This is a genomic window from Luteimonas sp. YGD11-2 (assembly GCF_004118975.1).
Classification (GTDB): domain Bacteria; phylum Pseudomonadota; class Gammaproteobacteria; order Xanthomonadales; family Xanthomonadaceae; genus Luteimonas; species Luteimonas muca.
Genome location: NZ_CP035376.1, coordinates 181,421 through 196,510 on the forward strand (window position 1 = coordinate 181,421; position 15,090 = coordinate 196,510).

Sequence of the window (15,090 nt, forward strand, 5' to 3'; positions counted from 1 at the left end):
CGGATGGGGCCCGACTGGCCGCCGGCACCTGCCTGCGCTATACCGGTGCACCCCCGCTTCCCGGACTGCATCGCACCGTGATCCGCACGCTCCTGCTTGCCTCCTGCATCGCATTCCTCGCCGCCTGCAGCCACGCCCCGCCGCGCAACCCGATGGCGCAGTGGGTGGAATCACCCAACCACGATGCACGCCGGCCGACGCTGATCGTCGTCCACTACACCGAGCAGGACTCCGCCGCGCAGAGCCTGCACACGCTGCGCACCGGCAACCGCTTCGGCCCGGTCAGCGCGCACTACCTCATCGGCGCCGACGGCACGCTGTACCAGCTGGTCGCCGACGAGCGCCGCGCCTGGCATGCGGGTGCGGGCAGCTGGGGCACCATCAGCGACGTCAATTCCGCCTCGATCGGCATCGAGCTCGACAACGACGGCCACAGCCCGTTCGCCGATGCGCAGATCGACGCGCTCATCGCACTGCTCGGCGACCTCACCACGCGCCTGCGCATCCCGCGTACGCACGTGATCGGCCATTCCGACCTCGCACCCGGTCGCAAGGTCGATCCCGGCCCGCTGTTTCCCTGGCAGCGCCTGGCCGGGGCCGGCTTCGGCATCTGGCCGGCCGCCGATGCACCGCCCGCGCCGGAAGGCTTCGATCCGCTGGTCGCCCTGCGCCTGCTGGGTTACCCGCTCGACAATCCCTCGGCGACGATCCGCAGCTACCGCATGCGCTTCCGCGGCGACAGCGCCGACACCCTGGACGCCGAAGACCTGCGCATCCTGCATGCGCTCACGCGCCACGAGCCCGTGCCGGCGCGGTAGCGGGCGCTGGGAGGAGGTGCCGGGTTCGGCGTTGCCCGTTCGGGGACACGCTCGATGCGAGCCCGGGCGGAGCCAGAGCCAGAGCAGGGCATTTCTGGCGGGTACCGCAGAGCACAACGGAGCAATTCACGCACGCACGAACACTCCAGCAGCAGGCGTTCGCGTCTCGTCTGGAGAGAAGCCTTTCTCAAGCTTTCTTCCGCCTGGGGGCAGTCCACGCGGCCCGCCGCGGCCACAGGGGGATGCCCAGCCGGATATCTCCGCGTCCTGCTCCCACATCCGGCCGCCGGCCATCCATGGCCGGCTCTGGACATCCCCCTGCGTCCGCGGCGGGCACCGACACGGCGTCGAGTCGGGAAGAAGGTCAACGGCGAAGAGCCCCAGACCCGTCGTGGCAGTGACCAACTTCGGCTGCCGCGCTGCTGACCTTCATGCCGCAACTGCCGACGCATGAGCGTGTTGGGCGACGGCTTCAGCAAAAACCGCCGCCGCTTTCCATGCGGTAGCCGGGGAGTCCAGCGTGTGCCATCGCGGACGACTGCAGACCACCGGCCCCGTTCTCCGTGCCGAAACCCACGAACGTTCTGGCCCGTCGCGTGCATCGGGGGATGTGCTCCCAGCCGGCCATGGATGGCCGGCGGCCGGCCGTGGTAGCTGGACGCGGACTCCGGCCGGGGGAGCACATCCCCCGATGCGCGCGACGGGCAGCGCGGGTCACACCGGAGCAGCTCGCGCACGCTCAGACGCGAGGAACCGCCATCCCCCGCACTCCGGGAAACGCGTATGAGCGCGCCATGCCGCAACGCCATCGATGGCGGAAAAAGCGCCGGCCTCCGCACCTGGAGCGTCAGCGCTGGCGCCGCGAGCGTCGCGCGCCGCACTCCACGCGCCGCCGATGGCGAAAAAAGCGCCATCGACGGCGCAGTTGGACGCACCAGAAGCGTCACGCAGCGCCATGCGTGGCGAAAAAAGCGCCATTCGCGGCGATTCGAGCGCGACCCGTGACCGTTTTTCCGCCGGCGCCCGCGTTGCAGACCCCGTGGCCCGGGTCGCCAAGCCCATCGATGGCGCTTTTTTCGCCATCGATGCCGGACCTTGCGGAATGCACGGCCCGCCAGCGTCGCCCGCCACCCAGGAGCGGCCCATGCCTGCCCCGATGTCGTGCCGCGGCGATCGCACCGCCCGGTGCTGCACTACGATGGTGCAATGTCTGCCGACCCTGCACCGCCGCCTGCTGCGCCGGAACTCGATGCACTGACCACGCCGCTGGCCTGGGCCGGCGCGGACGGGCGCGTGGCCGGCTGCAACCACGCGTTCGCGCGCTGGCTGGGGGTCGCGGTGCGGCGGGTGATCGGCACCCCGTTGGCGGCCCTGGACGCGGAGTCGCCGGCACGGCTGGCCGACGTGCTCGAACGCGGCGGACCGCTGGACGCGCCGCTGCGGCTGCGCCGCCTCGCGCTGGCCCTGCCGGGCGGGTCGCCGCGCTTTGCCGACGTCTGGCTGAGCGCGCAGGCCGATGGCGGCTGGCTGCTGGAGGCGCATCCGGTCGATGAATTCCCCGGCGAGGACCCGCTGCGGGTGTTGCCGAGTGCGTTGTCGGCGGCGCTGCGTGGCCTCGCGCACGAACTGCGCAATCCGCTGGCCGGCATCAAGGGCGCCGGCCAGCTGCTGGCGCGGCGCGCGCAGGACGACGACAGCCGCGAACTGGTCGCGCTGGTGCAGTCGGAGGTCGACCGCCTTGCACGCCTGGTCGACGACCTGCTCGAGCCCACTCCGCCGCAGCCGCACGTGCCGCTCAACATCCACGCCGTGCTCGAGCGGGTGCTGCGGCTGGCCGAGAGCGATGCCGGCTGGGGCGTGCGCCTGGTGCGCGACTACGACCCCAGCCTGCCGGAACTCGACGGCGATTCCGCGCGGCTGACCCAGGCGGTGTGGAACCTGGTGCGCAACGCGATCCAGGCCGGCGCCGACACCGTGACCCTGCGCACCCGCATCGAACATGCGGCGCGCATCGCCGATGCACCGCCCGCGCCCGCGCTGCGGCTGGAGATCGTCGACGACGGCCGCGGCGTGCCGGAAGAACTTGCCGAGCAGGTGTTCCTGCCGCTGGTGTCGGGCCGCGCGGACGGCACGGGACTCGGGCTGGCGGTCGCGCAGCAGGTGGCGCGCGAGCACCGCGGGTCGCTGGCCTACCGCTCGCGCGCCGGCCATACCGTGTTCACCCTGCTGCTGCCATTGGCCGCAGCACACGAGGAGATGCAGGGCGATGGCTGATGGCGCGCAGGTCTGGGTGGTCGACGACGACCGTGCGGTGCGCTTCGTGCTGGCCGCCGCGCTCAGCGAGGCCGGCTACGAGGTGTCGGCCTTCGACGGCGCCGCCGCCGCGCTCGGCGCGCTGGGGCAACGGCCGCCGCCGCAGCTGCTGTTCACCGACGTGCGCATGCCCGGCGAGGACGGCCTGGTGCTGCTCGAGCGGCTGAAGGCCGCGCAGCCGCAGCTGCCGGTGATCGTGATGTCGGCCTATACCGACGTCGCCAGCACCGCCGGGGCATTCCGCGGTGGCGCGCACGAATTCCTCTCCAAACCCTTCGACCTCGATGACGCGGTGGCGCTGGCCGCGCGCACGCTGCGCCCGGCGGCGATGCCGGCGGCCGCCACGCCCGTCGTCGACAGCAGCGCAGATGCGCTGATCGGCGACACCCCGCCGATGCGCGAGCTGTTCCGCGCGATCGGGCGCCTCGCGCAGGCGCCGCTCAACGTGCTCATCACCGGCGAGACCGGCACCGGCAAGGAACTGGTGGCGCGCGCGCTGCACCGCGAGTCGCCGCGCGCGCGGCGGCCCTTCATCGCCATGAACACCGCCGCGGTGCCGTCGGAACTGCTGGAAAGCGAACTGTTCGGGCACGAAGCCGGCGCGTTCACCGGCGCCCACAAGCGCCATGTCGGCCGCTTCGAGCAGGCCGATGGCGGCACGCTGTTCCTCGACGAGATCGGCGACATGCCGCTGCCGCTGCAGACACGGCTGCTGCGGGTGCTGGCGGAGGCGGAGTTCTTCCGCGTCGGCGGCCGCGAACTGATCCGCGTCGACGTGCGGGTGGTCGCCGCCACCCACCAGGACCTCGACGCGCTGGTCGCTGCCGGCCGTTTCCGCGCCGACCTGCTGCACCGGCTCGACGTGGTGCGCCTGCACCTGCCGCCGCTGCGCGCGCGCCGCGACGACGTGCCGACGCTGGCCGACGCCTTCCTCGCCGCTGCGGCGCAACGCTTCGCCGCACCGGTCAAGCGCCTCGACGCCGGCGCTCGCGAGCGCCTGCGCGCGCACGACTGGCCCGGCAATGTGCGCGAGCTGGAGAACCTGTGCTGGCGGCTGGCCGCCCTGGCACCGGCGGAGGTCATCGGCGCGGGCGACGTGCGTGCCGCGCTGTCGCCCGGACGTGCGGCGCAAGGTGGCGGGATCGCGGTGACATGGGACGATGCCCTCGCGGCCTGGGCGCGCGAACGCCTGGCCGCCGGCGAACCCGACCTGCATGCGCAGGCACGCGAACGCCTGGACCAGGTGCTGCTGGATGCCGCACTCGAACACACCGGCGGGCGGCGCAGCGAAGCCGCGGCCCGGCTCGGACTCGGCCGCAACACGCTCACCCGCAAGCTCGGCCCGCGGCGGCCTGCGCGGTAGCCGTTGCAGCATGCGCGGGCGATTGCGTGTCTGCCGCGACCGGAACGGAAGTCGCCGAAGCGCCGACAGCCGGATGCGGCCCGTCAGGTGCGCACGCAGAGATTGCGCGCTGGGCGGGAGCAACGCACTGGACCGCTTCATCCTGGCTGTCGCCGACGGCGCTATCTTCGACGCCCTCCCGCATGTCCCGACTGCCGTTATGAACTTCCGTCCCGGTCTTCCATGTGCCGTCCTGCTGCTGTCCGCCTGCGCCGCGACCCCGCGCACGCCGTCGCCACCGGTACCGGCAACACCGCCACCGCCGGTGCATGCCACGGTCGGCACCGCGCAGGAAGCATTCGTGCCGCTGGCATCGGCCTCCGGCAGCCTGGTCAGTGGACGTGCGTCGCTGCTCGCGGCGGACGGTGGCGTGCGTGTCACCGGCGAGGTCGGCGGGCTGGTGCGCAATGGCGCGCATGGCCTGCAGGTGCACGAGCGCGGCGACTGCAGCGCCGCCGATGCCAGCAGCGCCGGCGCCTATTTCGATCCCGCAGCCGGCGCCGACCAGCGCGGGGTAGTGGCCGGCGCCGGGACGCTGCGCATCGTCGCCGACGCCGAGGGCGTGGCGCGCTTCGACCTGCAGGTGCCGGGTGCGGTGCTTGGCGGCGGCGCGGCCAACGACATCGCCGGGCGCGCGCTGGTGGTCTCCGGAGCCACGCCGGGATCCTTCAGCGCACGGGTGGCCTGCGGGGTGATCCGCGTGGTGCGCTGACTGCGCGGCAACGCCGCTTGCGGTATACCGGGTGCCCAGTCCCGAATCGGAGTTCCCCATGCGCAGGATCCTGCTGCTCACCCCGCTCGTCGCCGCTGTGGCCGCGTGTTCGCCGGCCGACCGTGGCGAAGGCGAAATGGCCGCCGACCAGCCGTCGGCCTCGCCGCAGACCGCGCCGCTGGCGACATCCCCGGCCGACCCGGCCGCCAATGCCGACGCGCAGATGATGGGTGGCGTCAACGACCTGATGGCCGCGACCGTCACCCTTGCTCCGACCGCCGGCAACGACGTCAGTGGCAACCTGCGCTTCACCCGCTCCGGCGACGGCATCCGCGTCAGCGGCGACGTGCGCGGCCTGCCCGCGGGCGGCGAGCACGGCTTCCACGTGCACGAGAACGGTGACTGCAGCGCACCGGATGCCACCAGCGCCGGCGGCCACTTCAACCCCACCTCGCAGCCGCACGGCCGCGCCGGCGAAGGCGACCACCACGCCGGCGACAGCGACAACCTGCAGGCCAACGACGAGGGCGTGGCCAGCGCCGACCATCTGCTGGCCGGTGCCACGCTGGGCGATGGCGCACCCACCGACATCGTCGGCAAGGCGGTCATCGTGCATGCCAACCCCGACGACTACACCACCCAGCCGACCGGCAACGCCGGTGACCGCCTGGCGTGTGGCGTGATCGAGGCAAGCGCCGGGCGTTGATGCGCTGCCGCCCTCTCCCGTACGCGGGAGAGGGCGGTCGTGCCGCCGGTGCCGGTGACCTCAGCCGACCACGCTGCGCGGGTCGGCGTCGTCGGGGCAGTGGTCGAAGCGCACCGGGACGCCGTGCGCGCGCAGCACCGCGTCGAACTGGCGCTGGCGCGCCTCGAAATGCATCCATCCCCGCTGCAGGCGCGCCTCGTCGTCCTCGCCTGCGGCATAGCGCGCGCGCCACGCCGCGGGTGAGAACAGCGCAATGCGTGCCTCGCCGCCGGTGTAGTGCACCAGCGGCTCGGGTGCGGCATCCAGCCAGGCTTCGTCAGCGGGTGACAGCAGCGCGACCTCCAGCACCGGCCACAGCGGCGCGATGCCGGCGTGCTCGTACTGCAGCGCGGTCATCGCCAGCAGATCGTGCGCGGTGAGATAGCGCGCATGTTCAATGGCGAGGCCGAACACCTCCTGTGCGTGCAGCGCGGTTTCCGCGCCGGCCATGCCGGTCTCCATCAGTTCTCGCTCGAACGCATCGGCCACCGCCGCGGTGGTCCCGGCGTCGCCACGCAGCACCAGCGGGACCAGCCGCAGCGGGCCGCCAGCGTGCTCGGGTGCGGGGGACAACGCACCCGGCAGGCGGCCTTCGTGGGCACCGAATGCGATGACCCGGCCCCCGGCCTCGCCCGGCGCGCGCGCCGCGAGCTGGTCGAGTTCGCCATGCAGCGGCCAGCCCGGGCGCAGCAGTTCCACCGGGTCGTAGTGGGCACCGACGGTGATCAGGTCCAGCCCGGCCGCGGCAGGCACGAAGCCTGCGAGGTCGCGCGCGATGCGTTCGCCCAGGGCACCGGCATCCGCCTGTGCGAGCGTGTCCGGACCCTGCGCGCGCACGTCGCCGAGTTCGAGTGCGAGTGCGGCGCGCACCACCGGTGCGGGATTCAGCGCGGAGTCTGGCATGTCGATTGGACGTCCCGTACGGCGGCGTTAAACTCGATCGCATTATGCCCGTCAAGGTCGACAGGCACCTTCTTCCCGAGGAGCTCCCGATGCCGTCAGGTCGTCCCGTCGCCGTTCTCGGTGGCGTCCGCATTCCCTTCTGCCGCCAGAACAGCGCCTACGCGGACGTCGGCAACCTCGGCATGTCGGTGCGGACCCTCGGCGCGCTGGTGGAGAAGTTCGGCCTGCACGGGCAGCAGCTGGGCGAGGTCGCGATGGGTGCGGTGATCAAGCACTCCAGCGACTGGAACCTCGGCCGCGAGGCGGCGCTGTCGTCGGGGCTGTCGGCTCTGACCCCGGGCATCACCCTGCAGCGTGCCTGCGGCACCTCGCTGGATTCGATCATCACCGTGGCCAACAGGATCGCCGTCGGCCAGATCGAATCGGGTATCGGCGGTGGCGCCGACACGACCTCCGACGTGCCGATAGTCTACGGCCGCGCACTGCGCCGGCGCCTGCTGGCGGCGAACGCGGCGAAGACGCCGAAGGACAAGCTGGCGGCGTTCCGCGGCTTCCGCCTGCGCGAACTCAAGCCGGACTTCCCGGGCGTGGCCGAGCCGCGCACCGGCAAGTCGATGGGCGAGCACTGCGAGGACATGGCCAAGGAGTGGAGCATCTCGCGCGACTCGCAGGACGAGCTCGCCGCCGCCTCGCACCACAAGCTTGCCGCCGCCTACGACCGCGGCTTCTTCGACGACCTGGTGGTGAGTTTCCGCGGCGTCGCGCGCGACAACATCCTGCGCCCGGACACCTCGATCGAGAAGCTTGCGACGCTCAAGCCCGCGTTCGACCGCGCTTCGGGGCGCGGCACGCTGACCGCCGGCAACTCCACCCCGCTCACCGACGGCGCCGCCGCCTGCCTGCTTGCGAGCGACGAATGGGCACGCGCGCATGGTCATGTTCCGCTGGCATATCTGCGCGATGCGCATGTGTCCGCTGTCGACTTCGTGCATGGCGAAGGCCTGCTGATGGCGCCCACGGTGGCGGTGGCGGAGATGCTCCGTCGCAACCAGCTGACGCTGCAGGACTTCGACGTCTACGAGATCCACGAGGCGTTCGCCGCGCAGGTGCTGTGCACGCTGCGTGCGTGGGAGAGCGCCGACTACTGCCGCAACCGGCTGGGCCTGGATGCGCCGCTGGGCCGCATCGAGCCGGCCAAGATCAATCCGCTGGGCTCGTCGCTGGCGACCGGCCATCCGTTCGCCGCGACCGGTGCGCGCATCATCGCCACCGCGGCCAAGCACCTCGCCGAGCGCGGCGGCGGCCGCTGCCTGGTGTCGATCTGCACCGCCGGCGGCATGGGCGTGGTGGCGATCCTCGAACGCTAGTCGCTCACCCGTGCCGCGTAAGCGGACGCGGGTGTCGACTTCCCGGAGAGATCGATGTTTCCGGAGCCCGGGCAAGCGGGGCGCCCGCGGGTTCCTGTCTCTCAGCGTGAGCAGCCGGCAGCAGCCACGCCTTATCGGTGCTACTGGCGGTGCCGCACCCGCCCACCGACATGCGCCGGCGTCACGCGAGCCGCTACCGCAGCGGCGGATCCAGGTCGCGGTCGCGCATCACCTCGCCATCCAGCGGCATCACCGTGCCCGTGCCCGTGCCGGCGCCGCTGTCGCGTGGCGGCAGTGCGGCCACCGGCTGTCCGCGGCCGGCGCGCAGCGCATTCGCGTAGGCATAGCGGGCACGGCCCTCGTCGCCCTGTGCCAGCCACGCATCGCCCAGCACTTCCCAGGCGCCGGTGCCGGCGCCCTGGTCGATCGCGCGATGCGCGTAGTCCTCGGCGCGCTGCCACTGCGACTGCTCCGCGGACAGCCGTGCCAGCGCCAGCAGCAGGGCCGGGCTGCCCGGGTGCTTCGCCAGCCAGCGCTCGCAGGTGGCGATGCGGTGTTCGCTACGGCCCAGCGGCAATGCGCCATAGCGGATCGCAAGCTTCTCGTCCCAGCGCGTGTCCAGCGCCTGTTCGAGGCTGCGGGTGGCCGCTTCCTGCCAGCCCAGTGCGGCCGCGCGTTCGGCATAGGCGGCGGTCACCGGTGCGTCGGCACGCACGCCCTTGGGCAGTGCCTCCCAGCGCGATGCCAGCAGGTTCTGGTCCTCGGCCTCGCGCAGCGACGCGGCCGCCCAGCGTGCCTCGAGATCGTCGAGCCGCTCCTTCGGCAGGGCGTGCTGCTGGCGCAAGGCACCGAGCAGTTCGTAGGCCTGCATCGCCTGGCCGGACGCGGCGAGCGCTTCCGCGCGCAACGCCAGCCCGCGTGGCGGCAACGGCTGCGCCGCGGGGGTGTCCAGCGCGACCAGTGCATCGGTGGGACGTTCGTCGGCCAGCGCGAGCTCGGCGGCAGCGATGGCGCGTGCGGCAGGATGCCGGTCGCCGAAACCCTCCAGGCCACGGCGCGCAGCGGCACCGTCGCCGCGCGCCCATGCCGCCTGCACCGCGGCGATGCGTGCCGCGGCCTCGGTGTCGGGGTCATCGACCGCCTCGGCCAGCAGCTTCTCGGCGCGGCTGTAGTGGCCCTCGTGCAGGGCGACCATGCCCTCGGGCAGGCGCAGGCGCGCGTGGCGGTCGCGGCGCCGGTTCCAGGTGCGGAACGGAAAGCTCAGCAGTGCCCACACCAGCCACAGCGCCAGCAATACCAGCAGCGCGATGCCGATCGCCTCGACCAGGCTGGCGGTGTAGTCGTAGCCGCCATAGCGCACCAGCACATGGCCGGTGTCGCCCGACAGCAGCATGTGCGCAATGAACGCGCCCAGCACCGCGAGTACCAGCAGGAACAGCACGTTGCGAAGGACAGTCATGGAAGGCGCTCCCCGAGTGGAAGGACTTGGGCCACGCCACGCTAGTGCGCGCCCTGTCTGCGGAGAATGAATGCGCGAACGGGCGTCGCCCGCTCAGGGCAACGCCATCGCCGCCGCCAGCAGCGCTTCCGGCTGCGGGCTGTGGGCCGCGCGCGCGTGGGCGAAGCCCGATGCGCGGGCGAGATCGGCCAGGCGTTCGCTGGCCGCAACCACCCGTGCCGAGCGCAGGCGGCGCGCGGCGGGCCCGGGCAAGGCCTCGAGCACGCGCTGCAGCGCCTCGCCACTGGTCAGCGGCAGCAGCAGCGGGGCATCACCGGTGTCGAGCAGCTGCGCGATCGCCGCAGTGTCGAGCGGCAGCGGATCACGCACATAGACATCGGCGCGCACCACCCGGGCGCCGCGCGCGACCAGTTCGGCAGCGATCTGACCGCGGCCGCCCGGGGCGGTCACCAGGCCGACGATGCGGCCGCGCACCGCGGCGGCGTCCACCTGGGGCATCGCCAGCAGTCCTTCGCTGTCCTGGCGCTCGGGCGCAGCGGCGTTGGCGACGCCGGCGGCGCGCAAGGCCGCGCAGGTGCCGGCCCCCACGGCCAGGCGCGCGCCGGCACCGGCCAGCGGCATCAGCGCGGCGGCAGCTGCCACCGCGGGCGGGCTGGTGAAGATCGTGACCGGCGCATCCAGCGCGGCGGCCAGCGCGGTACGTGCCGCGGGATCGTCGCGATGCACGATCCGCCACGGCGAGAGCGCGATCAGGCCCAGGCCATGGGCGGCGGCGGCGCGCTCGAGGGTCGCGTGTTCGCCCGCCGGGCGCAGCGAGATCACGTAGGATGCCGGCCGCTCGGGCACGGCGGGAACACTGGCATGCGGCATGGCCGCAGCTTGGTGCCTGGGCCGACGTCCCGCAACCGCGACAGGAGTTCCGATGACCGCACCGATCACTGCCGACCCCGCCGCCCTCGAGCGCCTGCAGGCGCACTTCGACGGCATGCCGCCGGTCGCGGCGATGCAGGTCGGCGTCACCGGCTGGGACGGCGACTGCCTGCGGCTGTCGGCACCGCTGGCCACGCACGTCAACGACAAGGGTTGCGCGTTCGGCGGCAGCCTGGTGTCGCTGGCAACCCTTGCCGCCTGGGGCCTGGTGACCCTGCAGGTGGAGGCGGCCGGGCTGGACGCCGATGTCTTCGTCGCCGCCACCGAGGTGCGCTACCGCGCGCCGCTGTTCGCCGACCTCCACGCGCAGGCGCGGCTGGAGGAGGGCGCGTGGCCGGACTTCATCGACACCCTGCGTACGCGCGGCCGCGCCAGCACCTGGCTGGTCGCTTCGGTCCCGCTGCCCGACGGTGGCATCGCCACCGAGGCACGCTTGCGCTACGCGGCGATCCTGCGTGCGCCGGTTTCCGCGCCGGGGCAGGCCGACTAACATGCCGGCGGGGACCAACAACGGGATGCATGCGATGCGCTGGATGCGGTGGGGCACGATCGTGGCGCTGATGCTGGGCACGCTGCTGCTGGCGGGCTGCGCCACCGCCGGCAAGAAGACCAGCGAACTCGAACGCATGCAGTACATGTATTCGGCGGCGATCCGCTGGGGCGATTTCGAGGGTGCCTGGAACCTCGTCGATCCGGAGCTGCGCGAGGCGCACCCGATGAGCGAGCTCGAGTTCCAGCGCTACGAGCAGATCCAGATCTCGGGCTACCGCGAACTCGCCACGCAGCCGGGCGAGAGCACCGCCGCGCGCGAGATCCAGATCGGCGTGATCAACCGCCACACCATGGCCGAGCGCACGGTGCGCTACACCGAGCAGTGGCGCTACGACGCCGAGGCCGGCCGCTGGTGGCTGGCCGGCGGGCTGCCGGACTTCTGGGCCGGCGAGTAGCGCCGCGTCCGCGCATCACCCGGTGTTTTGCGCCCCGCCGCGCGCTGGGCGACAATCGCCGCCCGCCGTCTGCAGTAACCGAATCCCGTGACTTTCGAAGAACTGCTGGCATTTGCCGGCCGCAACCACCTGCTCGCGTTGGCGCTGGCCGGCATCACGCTGGCCCTGATCTGGACCGAGATCGCCCGCCTGACGCGCGGCTTCAAGGGTCTGCGCCCCGCCGAGCTGACCGTGCTGGTCAACCGCGAGAACGCGCTGGTGGTCGACCTGCGCCCCAGCGGCGACTTCGAGAAGGGGCATATCCCCGGCTCGAAGAACGTGCAGATGAGCCAGTTCGATCCCGAGAACAAACAGCTCGCCGCGGCCCGCGCGCTGCCGGTGGTGCTGGTGTGCAAGACCGGCCAGACCGCCAACACGGCCGCCAAGCGGCTGAAGAAGGCCGGCTTCGAGCAGGTCTACGTGCTCGAGGGCGGCATCGGCGCCTGGCAGCAGGCCGACCTGCCGCTCAAGCGCGGCCGCTGAGCACACCCGGCGCGCCGCGGTCGCGGTGCCATAATCGATCCTTTCCGATCCCACTACCCGAATTCCGCTGGAGTCCACCATGTCCGAGCAAGACAACGTCGCCGCCAATGGCGCCGCCGCCCCCGCGCAGCCCGCCGGCGCGCAGTTCACCGTCGAGAAGATCTACGTCAAGGACGTGTCCTTCGAGTCGCCCAAGGCGCCCCAGATCTTCAACGAGCAGGCGCAGCCGCAGCTCAACATGAGCCTCAACCAGAGCGTGCAGCGGGTGGGCGACAACGGCTACGAGGTCGTGCTCAAGATCACCCTGACCTGCTCGCTGGCCGAGGACAACACCGTCTACGTCGCCGAAGTCGCGCAGGCCGGCGTGTTCGGCCTGGCCGGTTTCGAGCCCAACGTGCTCGACGCCATGCTCGGCACCCACTGCCCGAACGTGCTGTACCCGTACGCGCGCCAGCTGCTGGGCGAGCTGATCCAGGCCGGTGGCTTCCCGCCGTTCCTGCTGCAGCCGATCAACTTCGACGCGCTGTATGCCGAAGGCCTGCGCCAGCGCTCCGGCCAGCAGGCCGGCGACGGCACCGAGATCGTCGGCAACGCCTGACCGATGGTGTCGCGACCGCATGTCGCGGTGCTGGGCGCGGGCTCCTGGGGCACCGCGCTCGCCGCCCTGATCGCCCGCCATGACGTCCCCACCGTGCTGTGGGGACGCGATGCGCAGGCGGTCGAGGCGATCGACCGCGACCACGTCAATGCCCGCTACCTGCCGGGCATCGCCCTGCCGGAGTCCCTGCGTGCAACCGCCGACCTCGGCCGCGCCCTCGACGGGGCCGGCCTGGTGCTGGTGGTGGTGCCATCGCACGCGTTCGCGGAAACGCTGCGCGCGATCGCACCGCTGCGCCCGCATGCTGCCGGCGTGGCCTGGGCGACCAAGGGCTTCGAGCCCGGATCCGGGCGCTTCCTGCACGAGGTCGCCGCCGAGGTGCTCGGCCCCCACGTGCCGCTGGCGGTGGTGACCGGCCCGTCGTTCGCCAAGGAGGTCGCGCTCGGGTTGCCGACCGCGCTCACCGTGCATGCGCACGACGAGGCCTTCGCCGAGCAGGTGGCCGGGGTGCTGCACGGCCCGGCCTTCCGTGCCTACACCGGCAGCGACATGAGCGGCGCCGAACTTGGCGGCGCGATGAAGAACGTGCTGGCGGTGGCCACCGGCGTCGCCGACGGCATGGGCCTGGGCCTCAACGCCCGCGCCGGCCTGGTGACCCGCGGTCTCAACGAGATGCTGCGCCTCAACATGGCGATGGGCGGCCGCCCGGAAACCCTGATGGGCCTGGCCGGGCTGGGCGACCTGGTGCTGACCGCCACCGGCGACCTCTCGCGCAACCGCCGCCTCGGGCTTGCACTGGGCCGCGGCCAGCCGCTGGAGGAAGCGGTGCGCGAGATCGGCCAGGTGGTGGAGTCGGTACAGACCGCCGACGAGGTCATGCGCCTGGCCGACCGCCATGGCGTCGACCTGCCGATCGCCGCGAACGTGCGCGATGTCCTGCATGGCGACATCACCCCCGCCGAAGGCGTCGCCCGCCTGATGGCCCGCGAGCGCAAGTCCGAATACCCGGCAAAGCTGTTCGGCTGAGCCGGGCGCCCCGGGGCTGGTGGCAGCCGCCGCGGAGCAGGTTCCTTTCGGTTGAGCGAGCGCCGCTGGCCCGCCGCGGCCACAGGGGGATGCCCAGCCGGATATCTCCGCGTCCTGCTCCCACATCCGGCCGCCGGCCGTCCATGGCCGGCTCTGGACATCCCCCTGCGTCCGCGGCGGGCCCCGAACGGTCGTCGCGTCTGAAAGAAGATCAACGGCGAACAAGGTCAGGCCGTCGCGGCAGTTGACGACTTCGGCTGCCGCCGTTGTAGACCTTCATGCTCCTGAAAAACGGGAGACTGTTGACTGCTGAACGCACGAGCGTGATCGGTTGCAGACGGCACCGGCACTCACCGCTGTTGATTTCCGTGCCGGAGCCGGCGAATGCCGGAGCCCGTCGCGTGCACCGCGGGGTGTGCGGACAGCCGGCCATGGATGGCCGGCGGCCGGCCGTGGTAGCTGGACGCGGACTCCGGCCGGGGGAGCACACCCCCCGGTGTGCGCGACGGGCAGCGCGCGCCACAACGGAGCCACTCGTACGCGCGCACGAGCAGTCCAGTCGCCTGTCATTGCCCACGACCTTGGGACGAACAAAAAAAGACCCGGCCGTTGCCGGCCGGGTCGAACGTCGCATATCGGGGGAGAGAGAGATCTTGCGACGTGTCCCGCGGGTCGGGGAGGGAGCTCCCGCGGGGTATTGCCCTGTGCTGGTGCTTACCAGGTGAAGCGCGGACCGACGAACCACTGGGTGTCGCCGCCGGCGAACTTCACGTCGCCGGACACGCCCCAGTTCGGGGTGAACTTCCACTGTGCGCCCAGGCGGCCGTAGAAATCGTCGCCGTAGATGCCGTCGAAGTCCTCGTAGCCGGCCATCGCATAGCCTTCGAACTGCGGGGCCAGCGCACCGCGCAGGCCGACCTCGACGCTGAAGCCGTCGGCTTCGTAGTTGTTGCCGAAGATGTCGCGGCCGGCATCGAACTTCTCGTAGGCCACCCGGGTCACCAGGTCGGCATTCGGGGAGATGCCGTGGTTGTAGCCGATGCCGACGCGCCACTCGTCGAAGTCGACCGGGGTGTTGTCGATGTCCTGGCGCTGGAAGCCACCGAACACATGGAAGTTCGGGTGGAACGCGACCGAGCCCCGCGCGGCGAAGCCGTCGGCGTCGCTGTCCGAATTGTTGGTGGCGATGTAGCCGGCTTCGACATAGTTGTAGGACAGCGCGGATGCCGACTGCGCGGACGCGGCGAACGGCAGGGCCACGGCCAGGCCGAGGGCGAGCAGGGAAGCCTTGATTCGGGACATTCGGAGCGCCTTTTGAGTGGAAAGCGGCTGAAAGAGGGCCGGCCCG

16 protein-coding genes are annotated in these 15,090 nt (G+C 72.0%); 12 read left to right on the top strand and 4 right to left on the bottom strand.

Annotated elements, in window-relative coordinates; translation table 11 throughout:
• Positions 1 to 80: 80 nt before the first annotated feature.
• From ERL55_RS00850 to ERL55_RS00875, 6 genes are all read left to right on the top strand, one after another.
• Complete coding sequence (locus ERL55_RS00850; RefSeq protein WP_241685868.1) at positions 81 to 818, top strand: N-acetylmuramoyl-L-alanine amidase; 738 nt, start codon at positions 81 to 83, stop codon at positions 816 to 818.
• Positions 819 to 1,601: 783 nt separating this feature from the next.
• Positions 1,602 to 1,823 (top strand): hypothetical protein, encoded by a 222-nt coding sequence (locus ERL55_RS00855; RefSeq protein ID WP_129134741.1) that lies wholly within the window; start codon positions 1,602 to 1,604, stop codon positions 1,821 to 1,823.
• Between the two features lie 201 nt (positions 1,824 to 2,024).
• Positions 2,025 to 3,092 (top strand): ATP-binding protein, encoded by a 1,068-nt coding sequence (locus ERL55_RS00860; protein ID WP_129134742.1) that lies wholly within the window; start codon positions 2,025 to 2,027, stop codon positions 3,090 to 3,092.
• On the top strand, positions 3,085 to 4,494 hold the full coding sequence (gene ntrC / locus ERL55_RS00865; protein ID WP_129134743.1) for a nitrogen regulation protein NR(I): 1,410 nt from the start codon (positions 3,085 to 3,087) through the stop codon (positions 4,492 to 4,494). Before ERL55_RS00860 ends, ntrC begins: the two co-directional genes overlap by 8 nt.
• Positions 4,495 to 4,693: 199 nt before the next feature.
• Positions 4,694 to 5,245 carry a superoxide dismutase family protein gene (locus tag ERL55_RS00870; protein ID WP_129134744.1) on the top strand — a complete coding sequence of 184 codons (552 nt, stop codon included), beginning with the start codon at positions 4,694 to 4,696 and terminating at the stop codon, positions 5,243 to 5,245.
• Positions 5,246 to 5,303: 58 nt separating this feature from the next.
• On the top strand, positions 5,304 to 5,951 hold the full coding sequence (locus tag ERL55_RS00875; protein ID WP_129134745.1) for a superoxide dismutase family protein: 648 nt from the start codon (positions 5,304 to 5,306) through the stop codon (positions 5,949 to 5,951).
• A gap of 60 nt (positions 5,952 to 6,011) precedes the next feature.
• Here ERL55_RS00875 and ERL55_RS00880 read toward each other — a convergent pair whose 3' ends face one another.
• A complete protein-coding gene (locus tag ERL55_RS00880) occupies positions 6,012 to 6,893 on the bottom strand; it encodes a hypothetical protein (protein ID WP_241685799.1) in 882 nt (293 codons plus the stop codon).
• Between the two features lie 89 nt (positions 6,894 to 6,982).
• On the opposite strand from ERL55_RS00880, the gene ERL55_RS00885 reads away from it, so the two are divergent.
• Positions 6,983 to 8,260: an acetyl-CoA C-acetyltransferase gene (locus ERL55_RS00885; protein WP_129134746.1), complete on the top strand. Its 1,278-nt coding sequence runs from the start codon at positions 6,983 to 6,985 to the stop codon at positions 8,258 to 8,260.
• 193 nt (positions 8,261 to 8,453) lie between these two features.
• Here ERL55_RS00885 and ERL55_RS00890 read toward each other — a convergent pair whose 3' ends face one another.
• Positions 8,454 to 9,719, bottom strand: coding sequence for a heme biosynthesis HemY N-terminal domain-containing protein (locus ERL55_RS00890; RefSeq protein ID WP_129134747.1), 1,266 nt, complete (start codon positions 9,717 to 9,719; stop codon positions 8,454 to 8,456).
• Positions 9,720 to 9,812: 93 nt separating this feature from the next.
• Entirely contained in the window at positions 9,813 to 10,589 is a 777-nt protein-coding gene (locus ERL55_RS00895) for a uroporphyrinogen-III synthase (protein ID WP_129134748.1), read from the bottom strand.
• Between the two features lie 52 nt (positions 10,590 to 10,641).
• Here ERL55_RS00895 and ERL55_RS00900 point away from each other — a divergent pair, with 52 nt between their 5' ends.
• From ERL55_RS00900 to ERL55_RS00920, 5 genes are all read left to right on the top strand, one after another.
• Positions 10,642 to 11,139: a YiiD C-terminal domain-containing protein gene (locus tag ERL55_RS00900; protein WP_241685800.1), complete on the top strand. Its 498-nt coding sequence runs from the start codon at positions 10,642 to 10,644 to the stop codon at positions 11,137 to 11,139.
• A 43-nt stretch (positions 11,140 to 11,182) separates the two neighbouring features.
• On the top strand, positions 11,183 to 11,596 hold the full coding sequence (locus ERL55_RS00905; RefSeq protein WP_100323989.1) for a hypothetical protein: 414 nt from the start codon (positions 11,183 to 11,185) through the stop codon (positions 11,594 to 11,596).
• Between the two features lie 87 nt (positions 11,597 to 11,683).
• Positions 11,684 to 12,118 carry a rhodanese-like domain-containing protein gene (locus ERL55_RS00910; RefSeq protein WP_129134749.1) on the top strand — a complete coding sequence of 145 codons (435 nt, stop codon included), beginning with the start codon at positions 11,684 to 11,686 and terminating at the stop codon, positions 12,116 to 12,118.
• 79 nt (positions 12,119 to 12,197) lie between these two features.
• The gene (gene secB / locus ERL55_RS00915) at positions 12,198 to 12,716 is read left to right on the top strand and encodes a protein-export chaperone SecB (protein ID WP_129134750.1); all 519 of its coding nucleotides are present in this window, start codon (positions 12,198 to 12,200) and stop codon (positions 12,714 to 12,716) included.
• Between the two features lie 3 nt (positions 12,717 to 12,719).
• Positions 12,720 to 13,742, top strand: coding sequence for an NAD(P)H-dependent glycerol-3-phosphate dehydrogenase (locus tag ERL55_RS00920; protein ID WP_129134751.1), 1,023 nt, complete (start codon positions 12,720 to 12,722; stop codon positions 13,740 to 13,742).
• A gap of 714 nt (positions 13,743 to 14,456) precedes the next feature.
• Here the strand turns inward: ERL55_RS00920 and ERL55_RS00925 are convergent.
• Positions 14,457 to 15,035 carry a diffusible signal factor-reguated Ax21 faimly protein gene (locus ERL55_RS00925; protein ID WP_164972225.1) on the bottom strand — a complete coding sequence of 193 codons (579 nt, stop codon included), beginning with the start codon at positions 15,033 to 15,035 and terminating at the stop codon, positions 14,457 to 14,459.
• Positions 15,036 to 15,090 lie beyond the last annotated feature (55 nt).

Bases quoted from the DNA above. Each gene is read 5' to 3' on its own strand.
- ERL55_RS00870 (WP_129134744.1), top strand. From the start codon at position 4,694: ATGAACTTCCGTCCCGGTCTTCCATGTGCCGTCCTGCTGCTGTCCGCC.
- ERL55_RS00895 (WP_129134748.1), bottom strand. From the start codon at position 10,589: ATGCCGCATGCCAGTGTTCCCGCCGTGCCCGAGCGGCCGGCATCCTAC.
- secB (WP_129134750.1), top strand. From the start codon at position 12,198: ATGTCCGAGCAAGACAACGTCGCCGCCAATGGCGCCGCCGCCCCCGCG.
- ERL55_RS00885 (WP_129134746.1), top strand. From the start codon at position 6,983: ATGCCGTCAGGTCGTCCCGTCGCCGTTCTCGGTGGCGTCCGCATTCCC.
- ERL55_RS00880 (WP_241685799.1), bottom strand. From the start codon at position 6,893: ATGCCAGACTCCGCGCTGAATCCCGCACCGGTGGTGCGCGCCGCACTC.
- ERL55_RS00860 (WP_129134742.1), top strand. From the start codon at position 2,025: ATGTCTGCCGACCCTGCACCGCCGCCTGCTGCGCCGGAACTCGATGCA.
- ERL55_RS00900 (WP_241685800.1), top strand. From the start codon at position 10,642: ATGACCGCACCGATCACTGCCGACCCCGCCGCCCTCGAGCGCCTGCAG.
- ERL55_RS00875 (WP_129134745.1), top strand. From the start codon at position 5,304: ATGCGCAGGATCCTGCTGCTCACCCCGCTCGTCGCCGCTGTGGCCGCG.
- ERL55_RS00920 (WP_129134751.1), top strand. From the start codon at position 12,720: ATGGTGTCGCGACCGCATGTCGCGGTGCTGGGCGCGGGCTCCTGGGGC.
- ERL55_RS00905 (WP_100323989.1), top strand. From the start codon at position 11,183: ATGCGGTGGGGCACGATCGTGGCGCTGATGCTGGGCACGCTGCTGCTG.
- ERL55_RS00855 (WP_129134741.1), top strand. From the start codon at position 1,602: ATGAGCGCGCCATGCCGCAACGCCATCGATGGCGGAAAAAGCGCCGGC.
- ntrC (WP_129134743.1), top strand. From the start codon at position 3,085: ATGGCTGATGGCGCGCAGGTCTGGGTGGTCGACGACGACCGTGCGGTG.
- ERL55_RS00890 (WP_129134747.1), bottom strand. From the start codon at position 9,719: ATGACTGTCCTTCGCAACGTGCTGTTCCTGCTGGTACTCGCGGTGCTG.